This is a genomic window from Streptomyces coeruleoprunus (assembly GCF_039542925.1).
In the GTDB taxonomy this organism is placed as follows: domain Bacteria; phylum Actinomycetota; class Actinomycetes; order Streptomycetales; family Streptomycetaceae; genus Streptomyces; species Streptomyces coeruleoprunus.
Genome location: NZ_BAABIT010000001.1, coordinates 5,619,397 through 5,641,701 on the forward strand (window position 1 = coordinate 5,619,397; position 22,305 = coordinate 5,641,701).

The window sequence follows — 22,305 nt, forward strand, 5'->3', positions numbered from 1 at the left end:
CACCCGCGCCGCCCGGGACTCCGCGGCCTCCGGGAGCGGTGGCGCGCTCACGAGACCGGCTCCGGGCCGTCGTCCGGGGTCAGCAGGTCGGCGACCTCCAGGACGTGGTGGCCGCGCATCGACGGGAGGCAGCTGCCGCGTACCGGGCCGATCGCCGCCGCCCAGTCCGGCGGGATCGCCGACGCACCGCGTGTCGCCCCGGCCAGGGCGCCCGCGACCGCGGCCGTCGTGTCGGCGTCCCGCCCCATGTTGACGGCCGTCAGCACCGACGTACGGAAGTCGCCCCGCGCGACCGCGTAGGCGCCGAAGGCCAGGCCCACGGCTTCGGGCGCCAGGTCCGTCCACGGATAGCCGCCGACCACGACCGCCGACCGCACGGTCCGCTCCCGCACGCGCGCGTCCGGCTCCACGCGCTGGGCCGCGACCACGGCCCGGCGCATCGAACGCGCCGTCCACGAGTCCATCGGCACCACCGACAGGGCCGCGGCGATCACCGACGCCGGGTTCGCGCCCGTCATGGCCGCGGCCACACCCGCCGCGACGGCCTGGCCGCCGTAGATGCCCTCCCCGTCGTGGCTCACCGACCCGTCGATCGCGACCAGCCGCGCCGCCTCCGCCGGGCGTCCCGCCGCGAAGACCCCGAAGGGCGCCGCCCGCATCGCGAGGCCGTCGCTCCACGCGTGCCGGTGCTGCGCCGAGATCGGCGCCGCGAGACCCCGGCGCAGGTTCTCCAGCGTGCCCCGCTCGCTGAAGCCCGCGCCCCGGAACGGGCCCTCGTCGAGGTCCGCGATCCACCGGTGCCAGGCCTTCTCGACATGTGAGACGGTCAGCGCGGAGCCGTGCCGGGCCAGGAGCAGCCCGGAGAAGATCGCGTACTCGGTGTCGTCGGTCCCGGCCGGATCGCCCGAGACGAACCCCTCGATACGGCCCCACCTGCGGCGGATCTCCGACGGACGCAGGTTCTCGGCCGGCGCCCCGAGCGCGTCGCCCACCGCCAGGCCCAGCAGGGCGCCCCGGGCGCGGTCCCGCGGCGACGGGGCGGAGTCCCGGGCGGCTGCCGGGGCCGCGGGATCGTATGCAATCGACTCCATCGCGTGGCCCTTCCCTGCGCACCGATCCGATGCCTGGATCTGTGCCACGCGCCGTGCCGCGGGAGTCGAACCGGCCGCGCACATCACCCGGCTGACAGCACCTCAGCGACCAGGTAAGTAAAGCCTGCCTTGCTGGCACGCCCCTTACATCGCGCGTACTTTCGAGGTGTTGAGAGATCTGCGGCCCCACGAGGGCTTGCGGGGGAGGAGGGGATCGCTGTGTCCATCATCGAGAACGAGGCGACGCTGCACGTCGCGCACCGGGACAACCACACGCACCGCGATGTGAACGGTGGATGGTTGCGGCCGGCGGTGTTCGGGGCGATGGACGGACTGGTCTCCAACCTGGCGCTGATGACCGGTGTGGCGGGCGGTTCCGTCTCGTCGCAGACCGTCGTCATCACGGGGCTCGCGGGCCTCGCGGCCGGTGCCTTCTCCATGGCGGCCGGCGAGTACACCTCGGTCGCGTCGCAGCGGGAGCTGGTCCAGGCGGAACTGGACGTGGAGCGCCGCGAGTTGCGCAAGCACCCGGTCGACGAGATGGAGGAGCTGGCCGCGCTGTACGTGGCGCGGGGCGTCGAGCCGCCGCTCGCCCGCGAGGTGGCCATGCAGCTGTCGCGCGATCCGGAGCAGGCGCTGGAGATCCATGCCCGCGAGGAGCTGGGCATCGACCCGGACGACCTGCCGTCGCCGCTGGTCGCCGCCGCGTCGTCGTTCGGGTCGTTCGCGCTGGGTGCGCTGCTGCCGGTGCTGCCGTATCTGCTCGGTGCGACCACGCTGTGGCCCGCGGTGCTGCTGGCACTGGTGGGGCTGTTCGCCTGTGGGGCGCTCGTGGCGCGCGTGACGGCGCGCAGCTGGTGGTACAGCGGGATGCGGCAGCTGGTGCTGGGTGGGGCCGCGGCGGCGGTGACGTACGGGTTGGGCGCGGCGTTCGGCGCGGCGCTCTGAGGCGCCCGCGGCTCGGGCTTGGCCGCGGGCGGCGCCGCCAGGCCCCTCGGCGCTCGGGGGGCCTTCAGGCCGGGTGGCCGTTCCTGCTGTGCCCACCCGTTCCTCCCCCAGGACTACGTCCAGGGGGCCCAGGCGGAACGCCTGCCCACAGCGGGAACGGCGGTACCAGCGGCGCCGGCCCACAGCGAAACGGCGCGGCAGGTCTTGTGATGAACATCCAATGGCCGGATTGGGTCCGCGGTGCGACACTATGCAAGGCGCCACATAGGTAGCCGTTACTTGGCGGTTTCGATTCCTTCATCCAAGGGCATGAGCCGTTAGCGCCGCGGGCAATGAGGCTCGCGTTCCGCATCCCCCAGACAGGTCCGCCGACGGGCGCCATCCGTGCGTTCCGGGGTGATCTGTCCCCCCTCGAACCGACTCCGCCGCATGCCGCGGTGTCCGCATGCTGGAATGGGCTATCCGCTTTCCGAGAACCCCTCCATCATGTAACCTGCACGAAATTTCAGCGGAGGGCCAACGTCGTCCCTCTGGCACTCACAAATGCCACGACGACGACGGGAGAGCCGATGCGTTCCGACGCCTGGTCGCCCATGGACGGTCGCCCCGCCCCGCAGGGGATGTACGACCCCCGCAACGAGCACGACGCCTGCGGCGTCGGGTTCGTGGCCACCCTCACCGGTGTTCCCAGCCACGAGCTGGTCGAGCAGGCGCTGACCGTACTGCGCAACCTGGAGCACCGCGGCGCGACCGGCTCGGAGCCCGACTCCGGTGACGGCGCCGGCATCCTCCTCCAGGTCCCGGACGCCTTCCTGCGCGAGGTCGCCGGCTTCGAACTGCCCGAGGCGGGCGCGTACGCCGTCGGAACGGGCTTCCTCCCCGAGGGCTCCGAGGCCACCGCCGTCCCGCAGATCGAGACGATCGCCGCCGAGGAGGGCCTCACGGTCCTCGGCTGGCGCGAGGTCCCCGTCACCCCCGAGCTGCTCGGCGCCACCGCCCGCTCGACCATGCCGGCCTTCCGCCAGCTCTTCGTGGCCGACGGCGAGAACAGCGGCATCGCCCTCGACCGCAAGGCGTTCGCGCTGCGCAAGCGCGCCGAGCGCGAGGCCGGGGTGTACTTCCCGTCGCTGTCCGCCCGCACCCTCGTCTACAAGGGCATGCTCACCACGGGCCAGCTGGAGCCGTTCTTCCCGGACCTCTCCGACCGCCGGCTCGCCTCCGCCGTGGCGCTCGTCCACTCCCGGTTCTCCACCAACACCTTCCCGAGCTGGCCGCTCGCCCACCCCTACCGGTTCGTCGCCCACAACGGTGAGATCAACACCGTCAAGGGCAACCGCAACTGGATGCGGGCCCGTGAGTCGCAGCTGGCCACCGGGCTGTTCGGCGAGGCGTCCCTGGAGCGGATCTTCCCGGTCTGCACCCCCGACGCCTCCGACTCCGCCTCCTTCGACGAGGTCCTGGAGCTGCTGCACCTCGGCGGGCGGTCCCTGCCGCACGCCGTGCTGATGATGGTCCCCGAGGCGTGGGAGAACCACGACTCCATGGACCCGGCCCGGCGCGCCTTCTACCAGTACCACTCCACGATGATGGAGCCCTGGGACGGCCCCGCCTGCGTCACCTTCACCGACGGCGTCCAGGTCGGCGCGGTCCTCGACCGCAACGGTCTGCGCCCCGGCCGCTACTGGGTCACCGACGACGGCCTCGTCGTCCTCTCCTCCGAGGTCGGCGTCCTCGACATCGACCCCTCCAAGGTCGTCCGCAAGGGCCGCCTCCAGCCCGGCAAGATGTTCCTCGTCGACACCGCCGAGCACCGCATCATCGAGGACGACGAGATCAAGGCCGCCCTGGCCGCCGAGCACCCGTACCAGGAGTGGCTGGAGACCGGGATCATCGAGCTGGGCGACCTGCCCGAGCGCGAGCACATCGTCCACACCCACGCCTCGGTCACCCGCCGCCAGCAGACCTTCGGCTACACCGAGGAGGAGCTGCGCGTCATCCTCGCGCCGATGGCCCGCACCGGCGCCGAGCCGATCGGCTCCATGGGCACGGACTCGCCGATCGCCGCGCTCTCCGAGCGGCCGCGCCTGCTCTTCGACTACTTCACCCAGCTGTTCGCGCAGGTCACCAACCCGCCGCTGGACGCCATCCGCGAGGAACTGGTCACCTCGCTGCACTCCTCGCTCGGCCCCCAGGGCAACCTGCTGGAGCCGACCGCCGCGTCCTGCCGCAGCGTCACCCTGCCGTTCCCGGTCATCGACAACGACGAGCTGGCCAAGCTCATCCACATCAACGCCGACGGCGACATGCCCGGCATGACCGCCGTCACCCTCTCCGGTCTCTACCGGGTCTCCGGCGGCGGCGACGCCCTCGCCGCCCGCATCGAGGAGATCTGCGCCGAGGCCGACGCCGCCATCGAGGACGGCGCCCGGCTGATCGTCCTGTCCGACCGGCACTCCGACGCCGAGCACGCCCCGATCCCGTCGCTGCTGCTCACCGCTGCCGTCCACCACCACCTCATCCGCACCAAGCAGCGCACCAAGGTGGGCCTGCTGGTCGAGGCCGGCGACGTCCGCGAGGTGCACCACGTGGCGCTCCTCATCGGCTACGGCGCCGCCGCCGTCAACCCGTACCTCGCCATGGAGTCCGTCGAGGACCTGCTGCGCGCCGGTACGTTCATCGAGGGCATCGAGCCCGAGAAGGCCATCCGCAACCTCATTTACGCCCTCGGCAAGGGCGTGCTGAAGGTCATGTCGAAGATGGGCATCTCGACCGTCGCCTCCTACCGCGGCGCCCAGGTCTTCGAGGCCGTCGGCCTCGACCAGGCCTTCGTCGACACGTACTTCAACGGCACCGCCAGCAAGATCGGCGGCGCGGGGATCGACGTCGTCGCCAAGGAGGTCGCCGCCCGCCACGCCAAGGCGTACCCGGCCAGCGGCATCGCGCCCGCCCACCGCGCCCTGGAGATCGGCGGCGAGTACCAGTGGCGCCGCGAGGGCGAGCCGCACCTGTTCGACCCCGAGACGGTCTTCCGCCTCCAGCACGCCACGCGCGCCAAGCGGTACGACATCTTCAAGAAGTACACGGAGCGCGTGAACGAGCAGTCCGAGCGGCTGATGACGCTGCGCGGCCTGTTCGGCTTCAAGTCGGACCGCCCGTCGATCTCCCTCGACGAGGTCGAGCCGGTCTCCGAGATCGTCAAGCGGTTCTCCACCGGCGCCATGTCGTACGGCTCCATCTCCCGCGAGGCGCACGAGACCCTCGCCATCGCCATGAACCAGCTGGGCGGCAAGTCCAACACCGGTGAGGGCGGCGAGGACCCGGAGCGCCTGTACGACCCGGCGCGCCGGTCCAGCATCAAGCAGGTCGCCTCCGGCCGCTTCGGTGTGACCTCCGAGTACCTGGTCAACGCCGACGACATCCAGATCAAGATGGCCCAGGGCGCCAAGCCCGGCGAGGGCGGCCAGCTGCCCGGCCACAAGGTCTACCCGTGGGTCGCCAAGACGCGTCACTCCACGCCCGGCGTCGGCCTGATCTCCCCGCCGCCGCACCACGACATCTACTCCATCGAGGACCTGGCGCAGCTGATCCACGACCTCAAGAACGCCAACCCGGCGGCCCGCATCCACGTGAAGCTGGTCTCCGAGGTCGGTGTCGGCACGGTCGCGGCCGGTGTGTCCAAGGCCCACGCGGACGTCGTGCTCATCTCCGGCCACGACGGCGGCACGGGCGCGTCCCCGCTGACGTCGCTCAAGCACGCCGGCGGCCCCTGGGAGCTGGGCCTCGCCGAGACCCAGCAGACCCTGCTGCTCAACGGGCTGCGCGACCGGATCGTCGTCCAGACCGACGGCCAGCTCAAGACCGGCCGCGACGTGATCATCGCCGCGCTGCTCGGCGCCGAGGAGTTCGGTTTCGCGACCGCGCCGCTCGTCGTCTCCGGCTGCGTCATGATGCGCGTCTGCCACCTGGACACCTGCCCGGTCGGCATCGCCACGCAGAACCCGGTGCTGCGCGAGCGGTTCTCCGGCAAGGCCGAGTTCGTCGTCAACTTCTTCGAGTTCATCGCCGAAGAGGTCCGCGAGCTGCTGGCCGAGCTGGGCTTCCGCACCCTGGAGGAGGCCGTCGGTCACGCCGAACTCCTCGACACCGCCGCCGCCGTGGACCACTGGAAGGCCCAGGGCCTGGACCTGGCCCCGCTGTTCCACGTCCCGGACCTGCCCGAGGGCGCCGTGCGCCACCAGCTGATCGAGCAGGACCACGGCCTGGAGAAGGCGCTCGACAACGAGCTGATCGAGCTGGCCGCCGACGCGCTCGGCGCCGCCTCCGCCGAGGCGGCCCAGCCGGTCCGCGCCCAGGTCGCGATCCGCAACATCAACCGGACGGTCGGCACGATGCTCGGCCACGCGGTGACGAAGAAGTTCGGTGGCGCGGGCCTGCCCGACGACACCATCGACATCACCTTCACCGGCTCGGCCGGCCAGTCCTTCGGCGCGTTCGTGCCGCGCGGCGTGACCCTGCGCCTGGAGGGCGACGCCAACGACTACGTCGGCAAGGGCCTGTCCGGCGGCCGGATCGTGGTCCGCCCGGACCGCGGCGCCGACCACCTGGCCGAGTACTCGACCATCGCCGGCAACACCATCGCGTACGGCGCGACCGGCGGCGAGATGTTCCTGCGCGGCCGCACCGGCGAGCGCTTCTGCGTCCGCAACTCCGGCGCGCTGGTCGTCTCCGAGGGCGTCGGCGACCACGGCTGCGAATACATGACCGGCGGCCACGCGGTCGTGCTCGGCGAGACCGGGCGCAACTTCGCGGCCGGCATGTCCGGCGGTGTCGCGTACGTCATCGACCTCGACCGGGACAACGTCAACTCCGGCAACCTGTCGGCGGTCGAGGCCCTGGACGACACCGACAAGGCGTGGCTGCACGACGTGGTGCGCCGCCACCACGAGGAGACCGGCTCCACCGTCGCCGAGAAGCTCCTCGCCGAGTGGTCCGTCGCCGTGGACCGCTTCAGCAAGATCATCCCGACCACGTACAAGGCAGTGCTCGCCGCCAAGGACGCCGCCGAGCGGGCCGGTCTCTCCGAGACCGAGACCACCGAGAAGATGATGGAGGCGGCGACCAATGGCTGACCCCAAGGGCTTCCTGACCACCGGCCGTGAGGTCGCCAAGACCCGCCCGGTGAGCGAGCGCGTCAAGGACTGGAACGAGGTCTACGTCCCCGGCTCCCTGCTGCCGATCATCAGCAAGCAGGCGTCGCGGTGCATGGACTGCGGCATCCCCTTCTGCCACAACGGCTGCCCGCTCGGGAACCTCATCCCCGAGTGGAACGACTTCGCCTACCGCGAGGACTGGGGCGCGGCGTACGAGCGGCTGCACGCCACGAACAACTTCCCGGAGTTCACCGGGCGGCTGTGCCCCGCGCCCTGCGAGGCGGCGTGCGTGCTCGGCATCAACCAGCCGGCCGTCACCATCAAGAACGTCGAGGTCTCGATCATCGACAAGGCCTGGGAGTCCGGCAACGTGGCGCCCCAGCCCCCGGAGCGGCTGTCCGGCAAGACCGTCGCCGTCATCGGCTCCGGCCCGGCGGGCCTCGCCGCCGCGCAGCAGCTGACCCGGGCCGGCCACACGGTCGCCGTGTACGAGCGCGCCGACCGCATCGGCGGCCTGCTGCGCTACGGCATCCCCGAGTTCAAGATGGAGAAGCGGCACATCAACCGGCGCATCGAGCAGATGCGCGCGGAGGGCACCCGATTCCGCACCGGCATCGAGATCGGCCGCGACCTCAAGGCCACGGACCTGCGCAAGCGGTACGACGCCGTCGTCATCGCCGCCGGCGCCACCACGGCCCGCGACCTGCCCGTGCCGGGCCGCGAACTCAAGGGCATCCACCAGGCGATGGAGTACCTGCCGCTGGCCAACAAGGTCCAGGAGGGCGACTTCGTCACCCCGCCGATCACGGCCGAGGGCAAGCACGTCGTCGTCATCGGCGGCGGCGACACCGGCGCCGACTGCGTGGGCACCGCCCACCGCCAGGGCGCGGCCTCCGTCACCCAGCTGGAGATCATGCCCCAGCCCGGCGAGGAGCGGGCGCCGCACCAGCCGTGGCCGACCTTCCCCATGCTGTACAAGGTCACCTCGGCCCACGAGGAGGGCGGCGAGCGCGTCTATTCGGTGTCCACGACCCACTTCGAGGGCGACGAGGACGGCAACGTCCAGTTCCTGCACCTCGTCGAGGTCGAGTTCGTCGACGGCAAGCTGACGCAGAAGCCCGGCACCGAGCGGAGGATCCCGGCCCAGCTGGTCACGCTCGCCATGGGCTTCACCGGCACGGACGTCCAGAACGGCCTGGTCGACCAGTTCGGCCTGGAACTCGACGAACGCGGTAATATCGCCCGCGACGCCGACTTCCGGACCAACGTCGACGGCGTGTTCGTCGCGGGCGACGCCGGCCGCGGCCAGTCGCTCATCGTGTGGGCCATCGCCGAGGGCCGCTCCGCGGCACGCGGCGTGGACCGCTACCTGACGGGTGCCAGCGAGCTGCCGGCCCCGATCCGCCCGACGGACCGCGCACTCACGGTCTGACGGCCCGAGGCCCGGCGCGAGCCGGGCCTCCCACAAGACGTCCCGTACAACGGCGTGCGGAACACAGCAGCGCCCGCCATGTCCCCGACCGGACCCTTGGCGGGCGCTGCGCCTTGCGCACCCTCCTGCGCACCCTGGTGGGCGACCCGCCCCGTCTCCTACGATCGGCTGGCGACCGGGGTAAAGGGGGCACCCATGGCAGCGGCGCGAGCCGGGCGGCTCGAACGGGCGATCGCGTTCGCCCTGCGCAACTTCGAAATCGTCTTCGCGGCCGGGATCGGCCTCGTCGTCGGCTTCCTCGACATCTTCGGCGACAAGCTCATCGAGGCGGACTTCGCCTCCGGCGCCACCCTCGTCGTCCTCGGCGCCCTCGCCGTCGGCTCCCTCGCCGAGCGGGCCCGAAGGCCGCTCGCCATGCAGGAGGCCATGGAGGGCACCCGCCGCGCCATCGAGGACCTCACCATGGTCCGCTCCCTGTCCGGCAACGAGGTCCGCGAGGCGCTGCGCGAGGCCCGCCAGGGCACCAACCTCTGGTACTTCAAGGGCGGCACCGGCACCTACCTGAGGGCCGTCACCCTCCCGCAGTGCGTGCGCGCCGCCAAGGAGAACCGCTCCCAGCTCAACGTGAAGATCGAGATCCTGAACCCGGCCGACGACCGGGCCTGCAACGCCTACGCCCAGTTCCGCCGGATGTTCTCCGGGCCAGGACCCCAGGGCGGCGGCGTCTGGACCGCCGACCGCACCAGCAAGGAGTCGTACGCGACGATCCTCGCCGCCTGCTGGTACCGCCGGCAGCTGACCACCCTGGACATCGGCGTCCACCTGTCGTCGACCGTGCCGACGCTCCGCTTCGACCTGTCCGACTCCACCCTGATCATCACGCAGGACGACCCCTCCCGGGTCAACCTCCAGGTCCGGCGCGGCCAGCCGCTCTACGACTACTACCTGACCGAACTCCACCAGAGCCGCGAGCAGGCCACCACCCTCGATCTGCGGGGCGCCACGCTCCTGAGCCCGGACCCGACCGTCGAGGAGGTGCGCGCCCTCTTCGACGCCCTGGGCCTGTCCCTCCCGCGCTCCTTCGGCGAGTCCGACGTCGGCGAGATCATCCAGAAGGCCCTGCACGCGGAGGACCCCTACGGGAGGTGAGACTGCCGCCGTGGACGCCTTCCTGCCCGCACTGGAGGAGATCGCCGCGGGGAAACGGGAGTTACGGGCCGTACGGCACCCGCTCGGATTCCTGTGCCTGCCCCTCGTCCGGCACGGCCCCGACGGGGTGTGCCTGCACCTCTTCGGACCCGAGCACGACGCCGGCGGCCCGCCCGCGGCGCCGCCCATGCACGCCCACAGCTGGGAGCTGCTCAGCCACGTCCTCTACGGCGAGGTGGGCAACGTCCACGTGGACGTGCGCGACGACCCCGCCGGCGCCACCCACCGCGTGTTCGAGGTGCGGGTCGGCCCCGACGGCGTCGACGAGATCCGCCCCACCGGCCGCCGCGTGCGCGCCGAACCCGGCGCCACCCACATCAGCACCGCCGGCCAGGCCTACGCGCTCGGCGCCGGCGTGTTCCACTCCACCGTCGTGACACCGGGCCTCGCCGCCGCCACCCTGGTCGAGGGCCGGTCCGTCCCCGGCGGCCGCGACCTGTCCCTGGGCCCCCTCGACGGCCCGCCACGCCGCACCACCCGCCTGCTGTGCGGCACCGAGGACACCATCCGGGCCGTCCGCACGGCCCTCGGGAGGATCCATGCCGAACGCCGCCCCTGACGCGGACGGGCCCTTCGCCACCGAGCGGCGCGTCGCCGTCGCCGCGGCCGAGGCCACCGGACCGCTGCTGCGCGGCCACTTCGCCGACGCCCGCACCCTGCGCACCAAGGGCGGCAACGGCGACGTCGTCACCGACCTGGACCTCGCCGCCGAGCGGCTCATCCTCGCCCGGTTGCGCCGCCACTTCCCGCACGACCGGATCCTCTCCGAGGAAGCCGGGCTGCTGGGCGCCGCCCCCACCACGGACTGCCGCACCTGGCTCGTCGACCCCCTGGACGGCAGCAACAACGTGGCCATCGGCCTCCCCGCGTACGTCGTCGGCGTCGCCCTCTGCGTCGGCGACAGCCCCGTCGTCGGCGTCGTCCACGAACCCCTCACCGGCCGTACCTGGCACGCCGTCACCGGGCAGGGCGCCCACACCGCCGACGGCGCCCCGCTGCCCGGCCCGCCCGGCGACGTCCCGCCCCCCGGGCCCGTCCTCGCCTGGACCCAGGGGCACGCCGTGGACCGCGGCGACCCCACGGCACTCGCCCTGCGCGGCGCCCTGGAACAGGGCTGCCGCCGCGTCCTCCAGCTGTGGGCGCCGCTCCTCGGCTGGGCCCTGCTCGCGCGTGGCACCATTGACGGCTTCGTGGGCTACCGCGCCGAGGCCGTCGACCTGCCCGCCGGCGCCCTGCTCGCCGCCGAGGCGGGCGTGGAGCTGCGCACCCTGGACGGCGCGCCCTTCCACCCCGGCTTCACCGGCCCGGCCACCACCCGCAGCTACGTCGCCGCCCGCGCGGACACCCTCACCTACGTCCTGGACCGGGTCGCGGCGGCCCTGCACCCGCAGCGGTGACCGCGCCCGCCCCCGACCCCCCCGCTCCTCAAACGCCGAGGGGCTTAATCCAGCCCCTCGGCGGGGCTCCGGATCCTAGACCGTCACCGCCAGGGCCGCGGTCGCCGCCAGGACTCCCGTCGCCGACAGGACCAGGCTCGTCGACATGAAACGGCCCAGCGCGATGCGCGTGCCGTGCCAGCGGCAGCGCTCGAACCACAGCAGCGTCGCCAGCGACGCCCACGGTGTGACCAGCGGGCCCACGTTGACCCCGATCAGCAGGCCCAGCAGCTGCTCGTGGTTGCCCGCCGGAACCACCGCCTCGCTCGCCACGTACGCCGGCAGGTTGTTGAGCGCGTTGGAGAACCCCGCACCCACCAGCGCCGTGCGGAGCACCCCCCACGGGCCCTCGCCCGCGCCGATCAGCCGGGCCAGTATCTCGTGCAGCCCGTGCGCGCTGACCGTCTCCACCACCAGGAACATCCCCGGCACCAGCACCAGCAGCCGCCACGGCACCAGCGAGGGCCGCAGCTCCTCCCGCCGCCGTACCGCGAACGCCACCACGACCACCAGCGCCGCCGTCGCCGACGCCGCCCACAGCGGCACGTCCGCGACCAGCAGCGCCACCAGGAAACCGCCGCACGCCACCGCGCACACCCGCGTCAGCACCGGATCGGCCGGGCGGGGCCGCTCCGGCGGCGTGTAGCGCGCCGCGCCGCGCCGCCCCCGCCGCCAGTAGAACACCCACAGGCACGCCATCGTCGCGGCGATCGCCGCCAGTTGGGGCGCCCACATCACCGCCGCCATCCGCGACGGCGACAGCGCCACCCGGTCCGCGGCCAGCAGGTTCGTCAGGTTCGACACGGGGAGCAGCAGGCTCGCCGTATTGGCCAGCCACACCGTCGTCATCGCCAGCGGCACCGCCGCGATGCCCACCCGGGACGCCAGCGCCAGCATCACCGGCGTCAGCAGCACCGCCGTCGTGTCCAGGTTCAGTGTGATCGTAGTGACCGACGCGAAGACCACGCACCAGGCGAACAGCAGCACATAACTGCCCTGCCCGGCCCGCGCCACCCACGTGGCCACGACGTCGAAGACCTCCGCCTTCCCCGTCAGCTCCGCCAGCACGATCACCGTCGCGAGGAACACCAGCAGCGGACCGATCCGCGCCAGCACGTCCGAGGCGGGCCCCGTGGGCAGCAGACCGGTCGCGACCGCGAGCACCCCCAGCGCGAGCAGCGCGGCGGCGAGCCAGTCCAGCGGGTGCAGGCGTCCGAGGAGAGTCGAAGTCACGGAAACGAGCATAGGTTTTCCCCCGGACATCGCACCGGCCCCGTTCTAACCTGAGTCGTATGCCTGGACGCGCGCTGTCGAACGGTGAACCGGACCTCCACGCACAGCCCCTGGACTTCTTCATCAGCTACTCCCCGGCCGACGAGGCCTGGGCCTCCTGGATCGCCTGGACCCTGGAGGAGGCCGGGTACCGGACGGTCGTCCAGGCCTGGGACTTCGTCCCGGGCAGCAACTTCATCGACTTCATGGACCGCGGCGTGAGCGAGTCCGCCGCCGTCATCGCCGTCCTCTCCCGCCACTACGAGCGGTCCCTGTACGGCCGGATGGAGTGGACGGCCGCCCTGCGCGCCGACCCCGAGGCGCCCGAGCGGCGGCTGCTCACCGTCCGCGTCGACGACATCCCCGTCGAAGGGCTCCTCGCCACCATCACGTACGTCGACCTCGTCGGCGTCGCCGACGCGGCCGCCGCCCGCACGCTGCTGCTCGCCCGCGTCGAGCAGGCCCTCGACGGGCACGCCCGCCCCGCCCGCCGCCCCGGCTACCCCGGCGACGCCGCCACCGCCCGCACCACGGGCCGGCCCCTCGCGCCCGAGGTGCGACTGCCCGCCCAGCGCTGGCTCGGCGGCCCCGGCTGGGCCGGCCGCAGACGACCCACCCGCGCACCGCGCTACCCCCAGGACCCGCAGCCCACCGCCGCCCAGGACGCCGTCACCGTCCTGCACCTCGCCGGACCCGACTTCGGGCGCGGCCGCGAACCCGACGCCCTGGCCCGCGAGATCCGCGGCGACCTCATCGTCCTGCGCAACAGCGGCGCCCCCGCCCCCGACCTGCTCGTCGTCACCGGCGACCTCACCGCGTCCGGCAGCCCCCGCGAGTGCGACCAGGCCCTGAGCTTCCTCACCTCCCTGCGCGCCCAGCTCGACCTGCCCCCGCAGCGCGTCGTCGTCATCCCCGGCGCCCAGGACGTCAACCAGGCCGCCTGCCGCGCCTACTTCCACACCTGCGAGGCCGACGAGGTCGCCCCGCAGCCGCCCTACTGGCCCAAGTGGCGCCACTACACCCGGCTGTTCCGCAGCCTCTACCACGGCCTCGACACCGTCTTCGACAGCGACCAGCCCTGGACGCTGTTCCCCGTCCCCGAACTGAACACCGTCGTCGCCGGATTCAACTCGTCGCTCGCCCACAGCCACCGCCTGGAGGACCAGTACGGGCACATCGGCCGTGACCAGGCCGCCTGGTTCGCCGAGGCACTGCGCCCGTACGAGGAGGAGGGCTGGCTCCGCGTCGGGGCCCTGCGCCACCCGCTCACCCACGCCACCCGCCCCGGCGACGCGCCCGGCGGCCCCGGCGCCCTGGAGGACACCGCGACGCTCACCGAACTGGCCGGGCCCCGCCTCCACCTGCTGCTCCACGGCCCGACCGGAGGCCCCCGCTCCACCGGCACCGTCCCCAGCCACACCCGCCTCCCCGGCACCGGGGCCGACCCCAAGGGCGGACTGCCCGTCCTCGGCGCCGCCGCCCCCGCCCGCTTCCAGCTCCTCAAGCTCACCGCCGACGGCATCACCCGCTGGTACGACCGCGGCCGCGGCCGCCCCGGCCACGCCACGGGCCACGGCCCCGCCAGGACCGACCACCACGCCGGCCACCACGGCGCCGGCGTCGCGGACGCGCCGCCCGAGGCCCCGGCCGACACCTTCCCCGCCACCTGGCCCCGCGCCGCCCGGATCTTCCCCGCCGCGCAGCCGCCCGGGCCCGCGGTCCCGCCCGAACCCGTCCACGAGCGCGCCCCGTTCGACGACACGCCCGCCGACTCCCTCACCGAACGCGTCAAGGAGGTGTGCCTCGCCCGCCGCGACGGCGTCCGGCTGCGCGACGTACCCCGCCGCACCTCCGCCGACATGGCCCAGATCATGGTCACCTGGCGCGAGGAGGGCGTCGTACGCCAGCAGCGCATCGCCGTCCACCCCGGCACCCCGGGCGACGACCAGCTCGACCGGTTCCTCGCCCAGCTCCACGCCGCCGGACCCGGCGCCGAGGCGGAACTCGTCCACGACGGGGCCGCCCCCGACCCGGCCTTACGCGAACGGGCCGTCCGGCACGGCGTACGCGTGCGCAGCTTCCTGGAGTTCCAGGGCCTGCTCGACCTGCGCGGCTACGTCGCCGCCCAGACCGCCGGCCTCCTCGCCAGCGAGCAGTACGCCCCCATGCGCTACCTGCCCCAGCGCTACCGCGACGCCGACCGGCCCGACTCCGACGCCTCCGCCGAGCACGACAACCTCGTCGAGGACCTGCTGGAGCTGCTGGAGGCCGACCACGGCCGGTTCGTCCTGCTCCTCGGCGACTTCGGGCACGGCAAGACCTTCGCCCTGCGCGAGCTGGCCCGCCGCATCCCCGACGAACTCCCGCACCTCACCCCGCTGTTCATCCCCCTCAACACCCTCGACCGGGCCCACAGCCTCGAAGGGCTCGTCGCCGCCCACCTCGCCGGCCACCACGTCGACACCATCGACCTGCGCGCCCTGCGCTACATGCTCGCCCAGGGCAGGGTCGTCCTCCTCTTCGACGGCTTCGACGAACTCGTCAACCGGGTCAGCTACGACCGCGCCGCCGACCACCTGCAGGTCCTCCTCGACGCCGCCGTCGACAACGCCAAGATCGTCGTCTCCAGCCGCACCCAGCACTTCAAGTCCCACGAGCAGATCCTCACCGCGCTCGGCGAGCGCGTCGGCCTGCTGCCCCAGCGGCGCATCCTGTCCGTCGAGGGCTTCACACCGGACCAGATCCGCTCGTACCTCGCCAAGACCTACGGCGACGAGGAGGCCGCCGCCGGCCGCTTCCGGCTCCTGGAGAACATCCCCGACCTGCTCGGACTGTGCCGCAACCCGCGGCTGCTGTCCTTCGTCGCCCAGCTCGCCACCGACCGGCTGCGGGCCGTCGCCGGAGCCGGCCGCGCCCTCAGCCCCGCCCGCCTCTACGAGGACATCTTCACCTCCTGGCTCCAGTTCGAGGAGCGGCGCGGAAGCAAGGGACCGGGCGCCCCGCCCGCCCTGGGCCTCGACGAACTGTGGGCCGCCGTCACCGCCCTCGCCCGCCGCCTGTGGGAGAGCGGCCGCACCGCGCTGCGCCACGACGAGCTGACCGACGCCGTCGCCGACACCCTCAGCCGCCTCACCGTCCCCTCCCGCACCGCGGACCCGGGCGTCGGCCGCTCCCCGCAGGAACTCGGCCACTCCGTCGGCGCCGGCAGCCTCCTCGTCCGCACCGACGACGGGCTGTTCCACTTCATCCACAGCTCCGTCGAGGAGTGGCTGATCGCCCGCGAGGCCGCCCGCCGCCTCGCCGAAGGACACGACGACCTCCTCCACACCCGGCCCCTCAGCAGGCTCGCCGTCGAGTTCCTCTGCGACCTCGCCGACCACGAGGCCTGCGCCCGCTGGGTCCGCCGGACCCTCGACGGCACCGCCGGCGACGCCGGAACCCGCCGCGCCGCCGGCGACGCCGCCCGCGCCAACGCCGTCCGCATCGGCGACCGCCTGCGCGTCCCCGCCCACGCCGACCTGCGCGGGGCCCGGCTCGCCGGCGAGGACCTGTCCCACCGCGACTTCACCGACGTCGACCTGACCGGCGCCGACCTCACCGACACCCGCCTCGTCGGCGCCAACCTGGCGGGCGCCGACCTCACCGACGCCCGGCTCGTCGGCGCCCGCCTCGACCGCGCCGACCTGCGCGGCGCCACCCTCACCGGCGCCGACCTGCGGCGCGCCCGCCTCACCCGGGCCGATCTGCGCGGTGCGACGCTCACCGGCAGCCGCTGGCACCGCGCCGCCCTCGTCGACCCGGTCCTCGACGACGCCACCCGCGCCGCCCCCGAGCTGCGCACCGCGGCCCTCGCCCCCGGCATGCCCGTCGACGCCGGCTTCCGCCCCTCGTCCGTCGGCGTCCCCTACGGCTTCGGCATGCGCGTCAGCCGCCTGCCCGAGCCGATCGCGTACAGCCCCGACGGCGAACTCCTCCTCGTCGGCAGCGAGGACGGCGGCATCCTCGTGTGCGCCGCCGACAGCGGCCGCGCCCTGCGCACCCTCCAGGGCCACGAAGGGCGCGTGTACGCCGTGAAGGCCGCCCCGTCCGTCATCGCCAGCGGCGGCTCCGACGGCGTCGTACGCCTCTGGGACCCCGTCTCCGGCGAGTGCCGCCACCGCATCGACGTCCACCCCGACGGCGTCTGGCCGGTCGTCCTCGACGAGGCCGGCACCCTGCTCGCCACCGGTGACGCCGAGGGCCTGGTCACCGTGTGGGACGTGGCCACCGGACGGCCCGTGCACCGGCTGCCCGGCCACCGCGCGCCCGTCTACACGGCCGTGTTCGCCCCCGACGGTCGCTCCCTCGTCACCGGCGACGCGGCGGCCGGCGTCCGCGTGTGGTCCCTGGAGACCGGTACGTGCGTCCGCCGGCTGCCCGGCCACCGGGGCGCCGTGTACCGCATCCGGTTCAGCCCGGACGGCTCGCTCGTCGCCACCGCCGACCGCGGCGACGGCGCCGGCGGGACGGTACGGATCTGGCAGGCCGACGACGGGCGGCTGCGCCAGGAGTTCGGCGGCCACACCGGGCGGGTCTACACCCTGGACTTCCACCCCGGCGGGCGGCTCCTCGTCAGCGGCGACACCGAAGGCCAGGTACGGCTGTGGGACCCGCTCGTCGGGACGTCGCTCGGCTCGCTGGAGCGCTGCCCCGGCGCCGTCTACCAGGTCCGGTTCGACCCCGGCGGCTCCCACCTCGCCGCCTGCGACAGCGACGGCACCGTCCGGCTGTGGACGGTCGCGCCCGTCCCGCGCGGCGGCCACACCGTCACCCTGCACGGCCGCCAGCCGCTCCAGCACCGCGGCTCCGCCTGGGCCTGCGCCTTCCACCCGTACGAACCCCAGCTGCTGACCGTCGGCAACGACGGCGGCGCCCAGGTCTGGGAGACCGCCACCGGCCAGGGCAGGCGCATCCTGCGCGGCCACGGGCGGCGCGTCGGCGGCGTCGCGTTCAGCGGCGACGGCGCCCACCTGGCGACCTGCGGCAGCGACGGGGCCGTACGGCTGTGGGACACCCGCACCGGGTGCCGCACCCGGGAGCTGAACGGGCGCGGCGACCGCCTGGTCTCCGCCGTGTTCAACCCCGCCCGCCCCGTCCTCGCCACCGCCAGCAGCGACGGCCGGGTCCATCTGTGGAACCAGGACACGGGCGAGTTCCTGCGCGAGCTCGGCGCGGAGACCGAGCACGTGTGGGCCACCGCGTTCAACACCACCGGCGACCTGCTGGCCACCGCCAACGACGACGACACCGTCCGCCTCTGGTACCGCTCCACCGGCACCCGCGTCGCCACCCTCGACCGGCACCGCGGCCGCGTCCGGTCCATCGCCTTCCACCGCGACGGCGACCTCCTCGCCACCGGCTGCGACGACAGCCTCGTACGGCTCTGGCAGGCCCGCGAGGGCCACCTCACGGCCGAACTCGCCGGCCACGACGACCGCGTGTACGGCGTCGCCTTCGGCCCCGGCGACGCCTGGCTCGCCAGCGCCTCCTGGGACGGCACGGTCATCGTCTGGCGCGACGGAGAGGCCCGGCTGCGGCTGCGCGCCGGCGCCGGGAAGCTGTGGACGGTCGCCGCGCACCCGACCCGGCCCGTCGTCGCCGCCGCGGGCGACCAGCGGAACGTCACGCTGTGGAACGCCGACAGCGGAGCCCCGCTCGCCGAACTGACCGGCCACACCGGGCGGATCCTGTCCATCGCGTTCAGCCCCGACGGCACCGCCCTCGCCAGCGGCGCCGAGGACGGCACCGTACGGCTCTGGAACCTGCCCGCCGGCGGAGGGGCGCCGTCCCCGCGGGCCACCCTCATCGGCGTACCGGACGGGTGGGCGACGCTGACCCCGTCCGGCGGGTACAAATACGAGGGCGACGTGGCGGGGGAGTTCTGGCACGTCGTCGGCATGTTCCGGTTCGCGCCCGGAGAGTTGGACGACCACCTGCCCGGAGTGCGCAGGATGCCGCTCGGCGAGGAACTGTGAGGGGAAGGCCACCTGTGCCCGTCAGCCTGCGGAAGATCGAGGAGACCGCGCCCGCGCTGGTCAGCCTGTACAAGAGCGCCGGGGTCTCGCTGCGCAAGCACGGACTCGACGGGGAGCGCGCCGCGGTCTACCTCGTGATGGACTACTCCGGCTCGATGCGGCCGTACTACAACGACGGCAGCGTCCAGGCCCTCGCCGACCGGGTGCTGGGGCTGTCCGCCCACCTCGACGACGACGGCCGCGTCCCCGTCGTCTTCTTCTCCACGGACGTCGACGCCGAGACCGAGATGGAACTCGCCGGGCACGAGGGCCGGATCGGCCGGATCGTCGCCGGCCTCGGCCACATGGGGAAGACCAGCTACCACCTGGCGATGGACGCCGTCATCGACCACTACCTCGACAGCGGGGCCACCGCCCCCGCGCTCGTGGTGTTCCAGACGGACGGCGGACCCATCAACAAGCTCGCGGCCGAGCGGTACCTGTGCAAGGCCGCGAGCCTCCCCCTCTTCTGGCAGTTCATCGGCTTCGGCGACCCGCACAGCCGCCAGTTCGACTTCCTGCGCAAGCTGGACGAACTGCCCGTCCCGGCCAGGCGGCCCGTCGACAACGCGGGCTTCTTCCCCGCCGGCGTGGACCCCCGGCGCGTTCCCGACCAGGAGCTGTACGACCGGCTCGTCGGCGGGTTCCCGGCGTGGCTGGCGGCGGCCCGCGCGGCAGGAATCATCCGCGCGTGAGTCCGCCGGAACTGGCAGGCTGCTCCCATGAGTTCCCTTGTGAGACATGTGACCATCGACTGCGCCGACGCCTACGCCCTGGCGACCTTCTGGTCCGCCGTGCTCGACGCGCCCCTCTCCGACGACGACCACCCCGGCGACCCCGAGGCGCTGGTGCAGGCGCCGGGCGGGGGGCTGCTCTTCATCACGGTCCCCGAGAAGAAGACCGTCAAGAACCGGGTCCACCTCGACCTCCAGCCCCAGGACCGCACGCGCGACGAGGAGGTCGAACGCCTGCTGGGCCTGGGCGCCACCCTGATCTCCGACCAGCGCCGCCCGGACGGCACGGGTTGGGCGGTCCTGGCGGACCCGGAGGGCAACGAATTCTGCGTCGAACGCAGCAAGGCCGAACGCAACCCGGCCTGACGGCCGGTTGCCACAAACCCGCACCGTGCCGCCGTTCCGTCGTTGTGGGCTGGCGTTGCCTGTGCCGCCGGTCCTGCTGTGGGCAGTCGTTCCGCAGGGCGGAACGGGTGGGCACAGCAGGAACGGCCCCCCGGCCTGAGGCTCCGCCCCCTGCGCGCCACGATGGTGGGTGGGTCCGGGTGCGGCCCGGGGGTCACGTGCTCAGATTGGCTCGTGCGGGGCCCGTGAGAGCGAGGCGTTGCTGCGTCGCCAATCCTGCGCGCGCGACCCCCGGTCCACCCCCGTCCCGTGCGTGGGCGGCTCACCCCCGGCGGGGGTGGGTGGGTGGAACCCGCCCGCCCGTGGGCGGCTCACCGCCGGTGGGGGTGGGGTGGGTGGGGCCGCCCGCATGTGGGCGGCTCACCCCCGGTGGGGGTGGGGTGGGCGCGCCCGTCCGTGGGCGGCTCGCCGCCGGGGAGGCTCAGGGCGCGAGTACTTGGGCGCGGCACCAGGACGGCGTGCCCCACGCGTCGCGTAACGGGCGGGCCTTGCGGAGCCACAAGGAGAGGTCCAGCTCGTCGGTGTAGCCGATCGCGCCGTGCAGCTGCAGGGCCGTGCGGGCCGCCGCATACGCCGCCTCACCCGCCGCCACCTTCGCCGCGGCGACATCCGCGGTACGCAGCGTCAGCGCCGCCCCGTACAGCAGCGGCCGCGCGAACTCCAGGTCCAGCACCGTGTCCGCGAGCCGGTGCCGCACCGCCTGGAAGGAGCCGACCGGCACCCCGAACTGGTGGCGCTGCCGCACGTACGCCACCGTGCGGTCCAGCAGCGCCCCGCCCACCCCCAGCGCCTGCGCCGCCGTGGCCAGCGCCGCCCACACGGCCGCGTACCGGGTGGCGCGGGTCACCCGGTCCCCGGCCGCCAGCAGCTCCCCGCCCGGCGCCGGCCGGGCGAGGCGCCGCACCGGGTCGGCGGAGACCCGCACGGGCTCCCACCCGCGCGCGAGCCGCAGCTCGTCGCCCACGACCACCAGCACCGCGTCCGCCGCGTCGGCGTCCAGCGCGTACCCGCCCGACTCCCGTGTCGCCAGCGTCACCACGGCCCCGCCCGACGCGACGGCGGGCAGCAGCCGTTTCGCCGGGCCGTCCTCGCCCAGCTCCGCCAGCCGGGCCAGCAGCGCGGCCCCCGCGACCGTCTCCACGACGGGCCCGGGCACCGCGTGCCGCCCCGCCGCCGCGCACGCCAGGGCCAGTTCGACCGGGTGGACGCCCACCCCCTCGTACGCCTCCGGCACGGCCAGCGCGAACACCCCCGCGACGGCGAGCCGGTGGTGCACCGCGCGCCCCGGCGACGGGTCGCCCGCGGCCCACGCCCGCGCCGCCGCCGGAGCGTCGGCGGCCTTCAGCATCGCGTCCAGGGCGCGGGCGAAGTCCTGTTGCTCGGTGGTGAGACGGAAGGTCATCGGCGTCCGCCCCTCGGCAGGCCCAGCAGGCGCTCGGCGACGATGTCGCGCTGGATCTCGTTCGTCCCGGCGTAGATGGGGCCCGCCAGCGCGAACGTGTAGCCCTCGGCCCATGCGGTGTCGGCGAACTCGCCGTCCGGGCCGAGGAGTTCCAGGGCCGTCTCGTGCAGGGCGATGTCGTACCGGGACCAGAACAGCTTGTTGAGGCTCGCCGCCCCCGCCGGCATGCCCTCGGGCGCGGTGGCGTGGGCCAGCGTGAACAGCTGGTACGCCCGCGCCCCGATCACCGCGTCCGCCACCCGGTCGCGCAGCCCCCGGTCCTCGCCGCGTTCCCGCCACAGCCGTACGAGCCGGTCCGCGGCGGCCAGGAACCGGCCGGGGGAGCGCAGCAGCAGCCCCCGCTCGTGGCCGGTCGCCGACATGGCGATGCGCCAGCCGTCGCCGGGCGCGCCGATCACGTCCTCGTCCGGCACGAACACCCCGTCGAGGACCACCTCGGCGAACGCCGGTCTCCCGTCGAGGCGCCCCACCGGCCGCACGGTGACGCCCGGGGCGCGCAGGTCGAACATCAGGTACGTCAGGCCCTCGTGCCGCCGGGCCTCGGGGTCCGTGCGGAAGAGGCCGAACGCCCGGTCCGCGAACGCGGCGCGGGACGACCACGTCTTGTGCCCGTGCAGCAGCCACCCGCCGTCCGCGCGCACCGCGCGCGACCGCAGCGACGCCAGGTCCGAGCCCGCCTCCGGCTCCGACCAGGCCTGCGCCCAGATCGTCAGGCCGCTCGCCATCGGCGGCAGGATCCGCTCCCGCTGCTCCGGCGTGCCGTGGTCGAACAGCGTGGGCGCGAGGAGGTGGATGCCGTTCTGCGCGACCCGGCCGGGCGCGCCCGCCGCGTAGTACTCCTCCTCGAAGGCCAGCCAGCCGACCAGGTCCACGCCCCGGCCGCCGTACCGCTCCGGCCAGGACACCACCGACCAGCGCCCGGCGTGCAGTTCGGCCTCCCAGGCCCGGTGCGCGGCGAAGCCCTCCGCGGTCTCCAGTGAGGGCGGCGGCGGGTCCGGCACGTGCGCCTCCAGCCAGGCGCGGGCCTCCGCCCGGAAGGCGTCCCGCTCGGCCGACCGCTCCAGGTCCATGGCGCCCACCACCTTCCCTAACAAGCGTTTGGCAGGCTAGCGT

At 74.0% G+C, this 22,305-nt stretch carries 13 protein-coding genes; 9 read left to right on the forward strand and 4 right to left on the reverse strand.

Features of this window, described 5'->3' with window-relative positions; translation table 11 throughout:
- Positions 1 to 47: 47 nt before the first annotated feature.
- Entirely contained in the window at positions 48 to 1,091 is a 1,044-nt protein-coding gene (locus ABEB09_RS25145; protein WP_345692179.1) for an ADP-ribosylglycohydrolase family protein, read from the reverse strand.
- Positions 1,092 to 1,310: 219 nt separating this feature from the next.
- Between ABEB09_RS25145 and ABEB09_RS25150 the strand changes: the two genes are divergently transcribed.
- The 6 genes from ABEB09_RS25150 (at position 1,311) to ABEB09_RS25175 (ending at position 11,227) form a co-directional block, all read left to right on the forward strand.
- Positions 1,311 to 2,039: a VIT1/CCC1 transporter family protein gene (locus tag ABEB09_RS25150; protein ID WP_345692180.1), complete on the forward strand. Its 729-nt coding sequence runs from the start codon at positions 1,311 to 1,313 to the stop codon at positions 2,037 to 2,039.
- A 569-nt stretch (positions 2,040 to 2,608) separates the two neighbouring features.
- Positions 2,609 to 7,168: a glutamate synthase large subunit gene (gltB, locus tag ABEB09_RS25155; protein WP_345692181.1), complete on the forward strand. Its 4,560-nt coding sequence runs from the start codon at positions 2,609 to 2,611 to the stop codon at positions 7,166 to 7,168.
- Positions 7,161 to 8,621, forward strand: a complete 1,461-nt coding sequence (locus ABEB09_RS25160) for a glutamate synthase subunit beta (protein WP_345692182.1) — start codon at positions 7,161 to 7,163, stop codon at positions 8,619 to 8,621. Before gltB ends, ABEB09_RS25160 begins: the two co-directional genes overlap by 8 nt.
- A 195-nt stretch (positions 8,622 to 8,816) precedes the next feature.
- The gene (locus tag ABEB09_RS25165; protein WP_345692183.1) at positions 8,817 to 9,770 is read left to right on the forward strand and encodes a hypothetical protein; all 954 of its coding nucleotides are present in this window, start codon (positions 8,817 to 8,819) and stop codon (positions 9,768 to 9,770) included.
- 10 nt (positions 9,771 to 9,780) lie between these two features.
- The gene (locus tag ABEB09_RS25170; RefSeq protein WP_345692184.1) at positions 9,781 to 10,389 is read left to right on the forward strand and encodes a hypothetical protein; all 609 of its coding nucleotides are present in this window, start codon (positions 9,781 to 9,783) and stop codon (positions 10,387 to 10,389) included.
- Positions 10,370 to 11,227, forward strand: coding sequence for an inositol monophosphatase family protein (locus ABEB09_RS25175; RefSeq protein WP_345692185.1), 858 nt, complete (start codon positions 10,370 to 10,372; stop codon positions 11,225 to 11,227). The genes ABEB09_RS25170 and ABEB09_RS25175 overlap by 20 nt, the downstream gene beginning before the upstream one ends.
- Before the next feature lie 75 nt (positions 11,228 to 11,302).
- On the opposite strand, the gene ABEB09_RS25180 is transcribed toward ABEB09_RS25175, so the two are convergent.
- A complete protein-coding gene (locus ABEB09_RS25180) occupies positions 11,303 to 12,499 on the reverse strand; it encodes an SLC13 family permease (RefSeq protein ID WP_345692186.1) in 1,197 nt (398 codons plus the stop codon).
- A 59-nt stretch (positions 12,500 to 12,558) separates the two neighbouring features.
- Here ABEB09_RS25180 and ABEB09_RS25185 point away from each other — a divergent pair, with 59 nt between their 5' ends.
- The 3 genes from ABEB09_RS25185 to ABEB09_RS25195 are packed head-to-tail and all read left to right on the forward strand — an operon-like array spanning position 12,559 to position 19,691.
- Positions 12,559 to 18,552, forward strand: a complete 5,994-nt coding sequence (locus ABEB09_RS25185) for a WD40 domain-containing protein (RefSeq protein WP_345692187.1) — start codon at positions 12,559 to 12,561, stop codon at positions 18,550 to 18,552.
- Positions 18,553 to 18,566: 14 nt separating this feature from the next.
- Positions 18,567 to 19,286, forward strand: coding sequence for a VWA domain-containing protein (locus ABEB09_RS25190; RefSeq protein ID WP_345692188.1), 720 nt, complete (start codon positions 18,567 to 18,569; stop codon positions 19,284 to 19,286).
- Positions 19,287 to 19,313: 27 nt separating this feature from the next.
- Entirely contained in the window at positions 19,314 to 19,691 is a 378-nt protein-coding gene (locus ABEB09_RS25195) for a VOC family protein (RefSeq protein WP_345692189.1), read from the forward strand.
- Between the two features lie 460 nt (positions 19,692 to 20,151).
- On the opposite strand, the gene ABEB09_RS25200 is transcribed toward ABEB09_RS25195, so the two are convergent.
- Entirely contained in the window at positions 20,152 to 21,132 is a 981-nt protein-coding gene (locus ABEB09_RS25200) for an acyl-CoA dehydrogenase family protein (RefSeq protein WP_345692190.1), read from the reverse strand.
- Complete coding sequence (locus ABEB09_RS25205) at positions 21,129 to 22,262, reverse strand: acyl-CoA dehydrogenase family protein (protein ID WP_345692191.1); 1,134 nt, start codon at positions 22,260 to 22,262, stop codon at positions 21,129 to 21,131. Before ABEB09_RS25205 ends, ABEB09_RS25200 begins: the two co-directional genes overlap by 4 nt.
- Positions 22,263 to 22,305 lie beyond the last annotated feature (43 nt).

Bases quoted from the DNA above. Each gene is read 5' to 3' on its own strand.
- ABEB09_RS25165 (WP_345692183.1), top strand. From the start codon at position 8,817: ATGGCAGCGGCGCGAGCCGGGCGGCTCGAACGGGCGATCGCGTTCGCC.
- ABEB09_RS25195 (WP_345692189.1), top strand. From the start codon at position 19,314: ATGAGTTCCCTTGTGAGACATGTGACCATCGACTGCGCCGACGCCTAC.
- ABEB09_RS25185 (WP_345692187.1), top strand. From the start codon at position 12,559: ATGCCTGGACGCGCGCTGTCGAACGGTGAACCGGACCTCCACGCACAG.
- gltB (WP_345692181.1), top strand. From the start codon at position 2,609: ATGCGTTCCGACGCCTGGTCGCCCATGGACGGTCGCCCCGCCCCGCAG.
- ABEB09_RS25205 (WP_345692191.1), bottom strand. From the start codon at position 22,262: ATGGACCTGGAGCGGTCGGCCGAGCGGGACGCCTTCCGGGCGGAGGCC.
- ABEB09_RS25145 (WP_345692179.1), bottom strand. From the start codon at position 1,091: ATGGAGTCGATTGCATACGATCCCGCGGCCCCGGCAGCCGCCCGGGAC.
- ABEB09_RS25175 (WP_345692185.1), top strand. From the start codon at position 10,370: ATGCCGAACGCCGCCCCTGACGCGGACGGGCCCTTCGCCACCGAGCGG.
- ABEB09_RS25160 (WP_345692182.1), top strand. From the start codon at position 7,161: ATGGCTGACCCCAAGGGCTTCCTGACCACCGGCCGTGAGGTCGCCAAG.
- ABEB09_RS25200 (WP_345692190.1), bottom strand. From the start codon at position 21,132: ATGACCTTCCGTCTCACCACCGAGCAACAGGACTTCGCCCGCGCCCTG.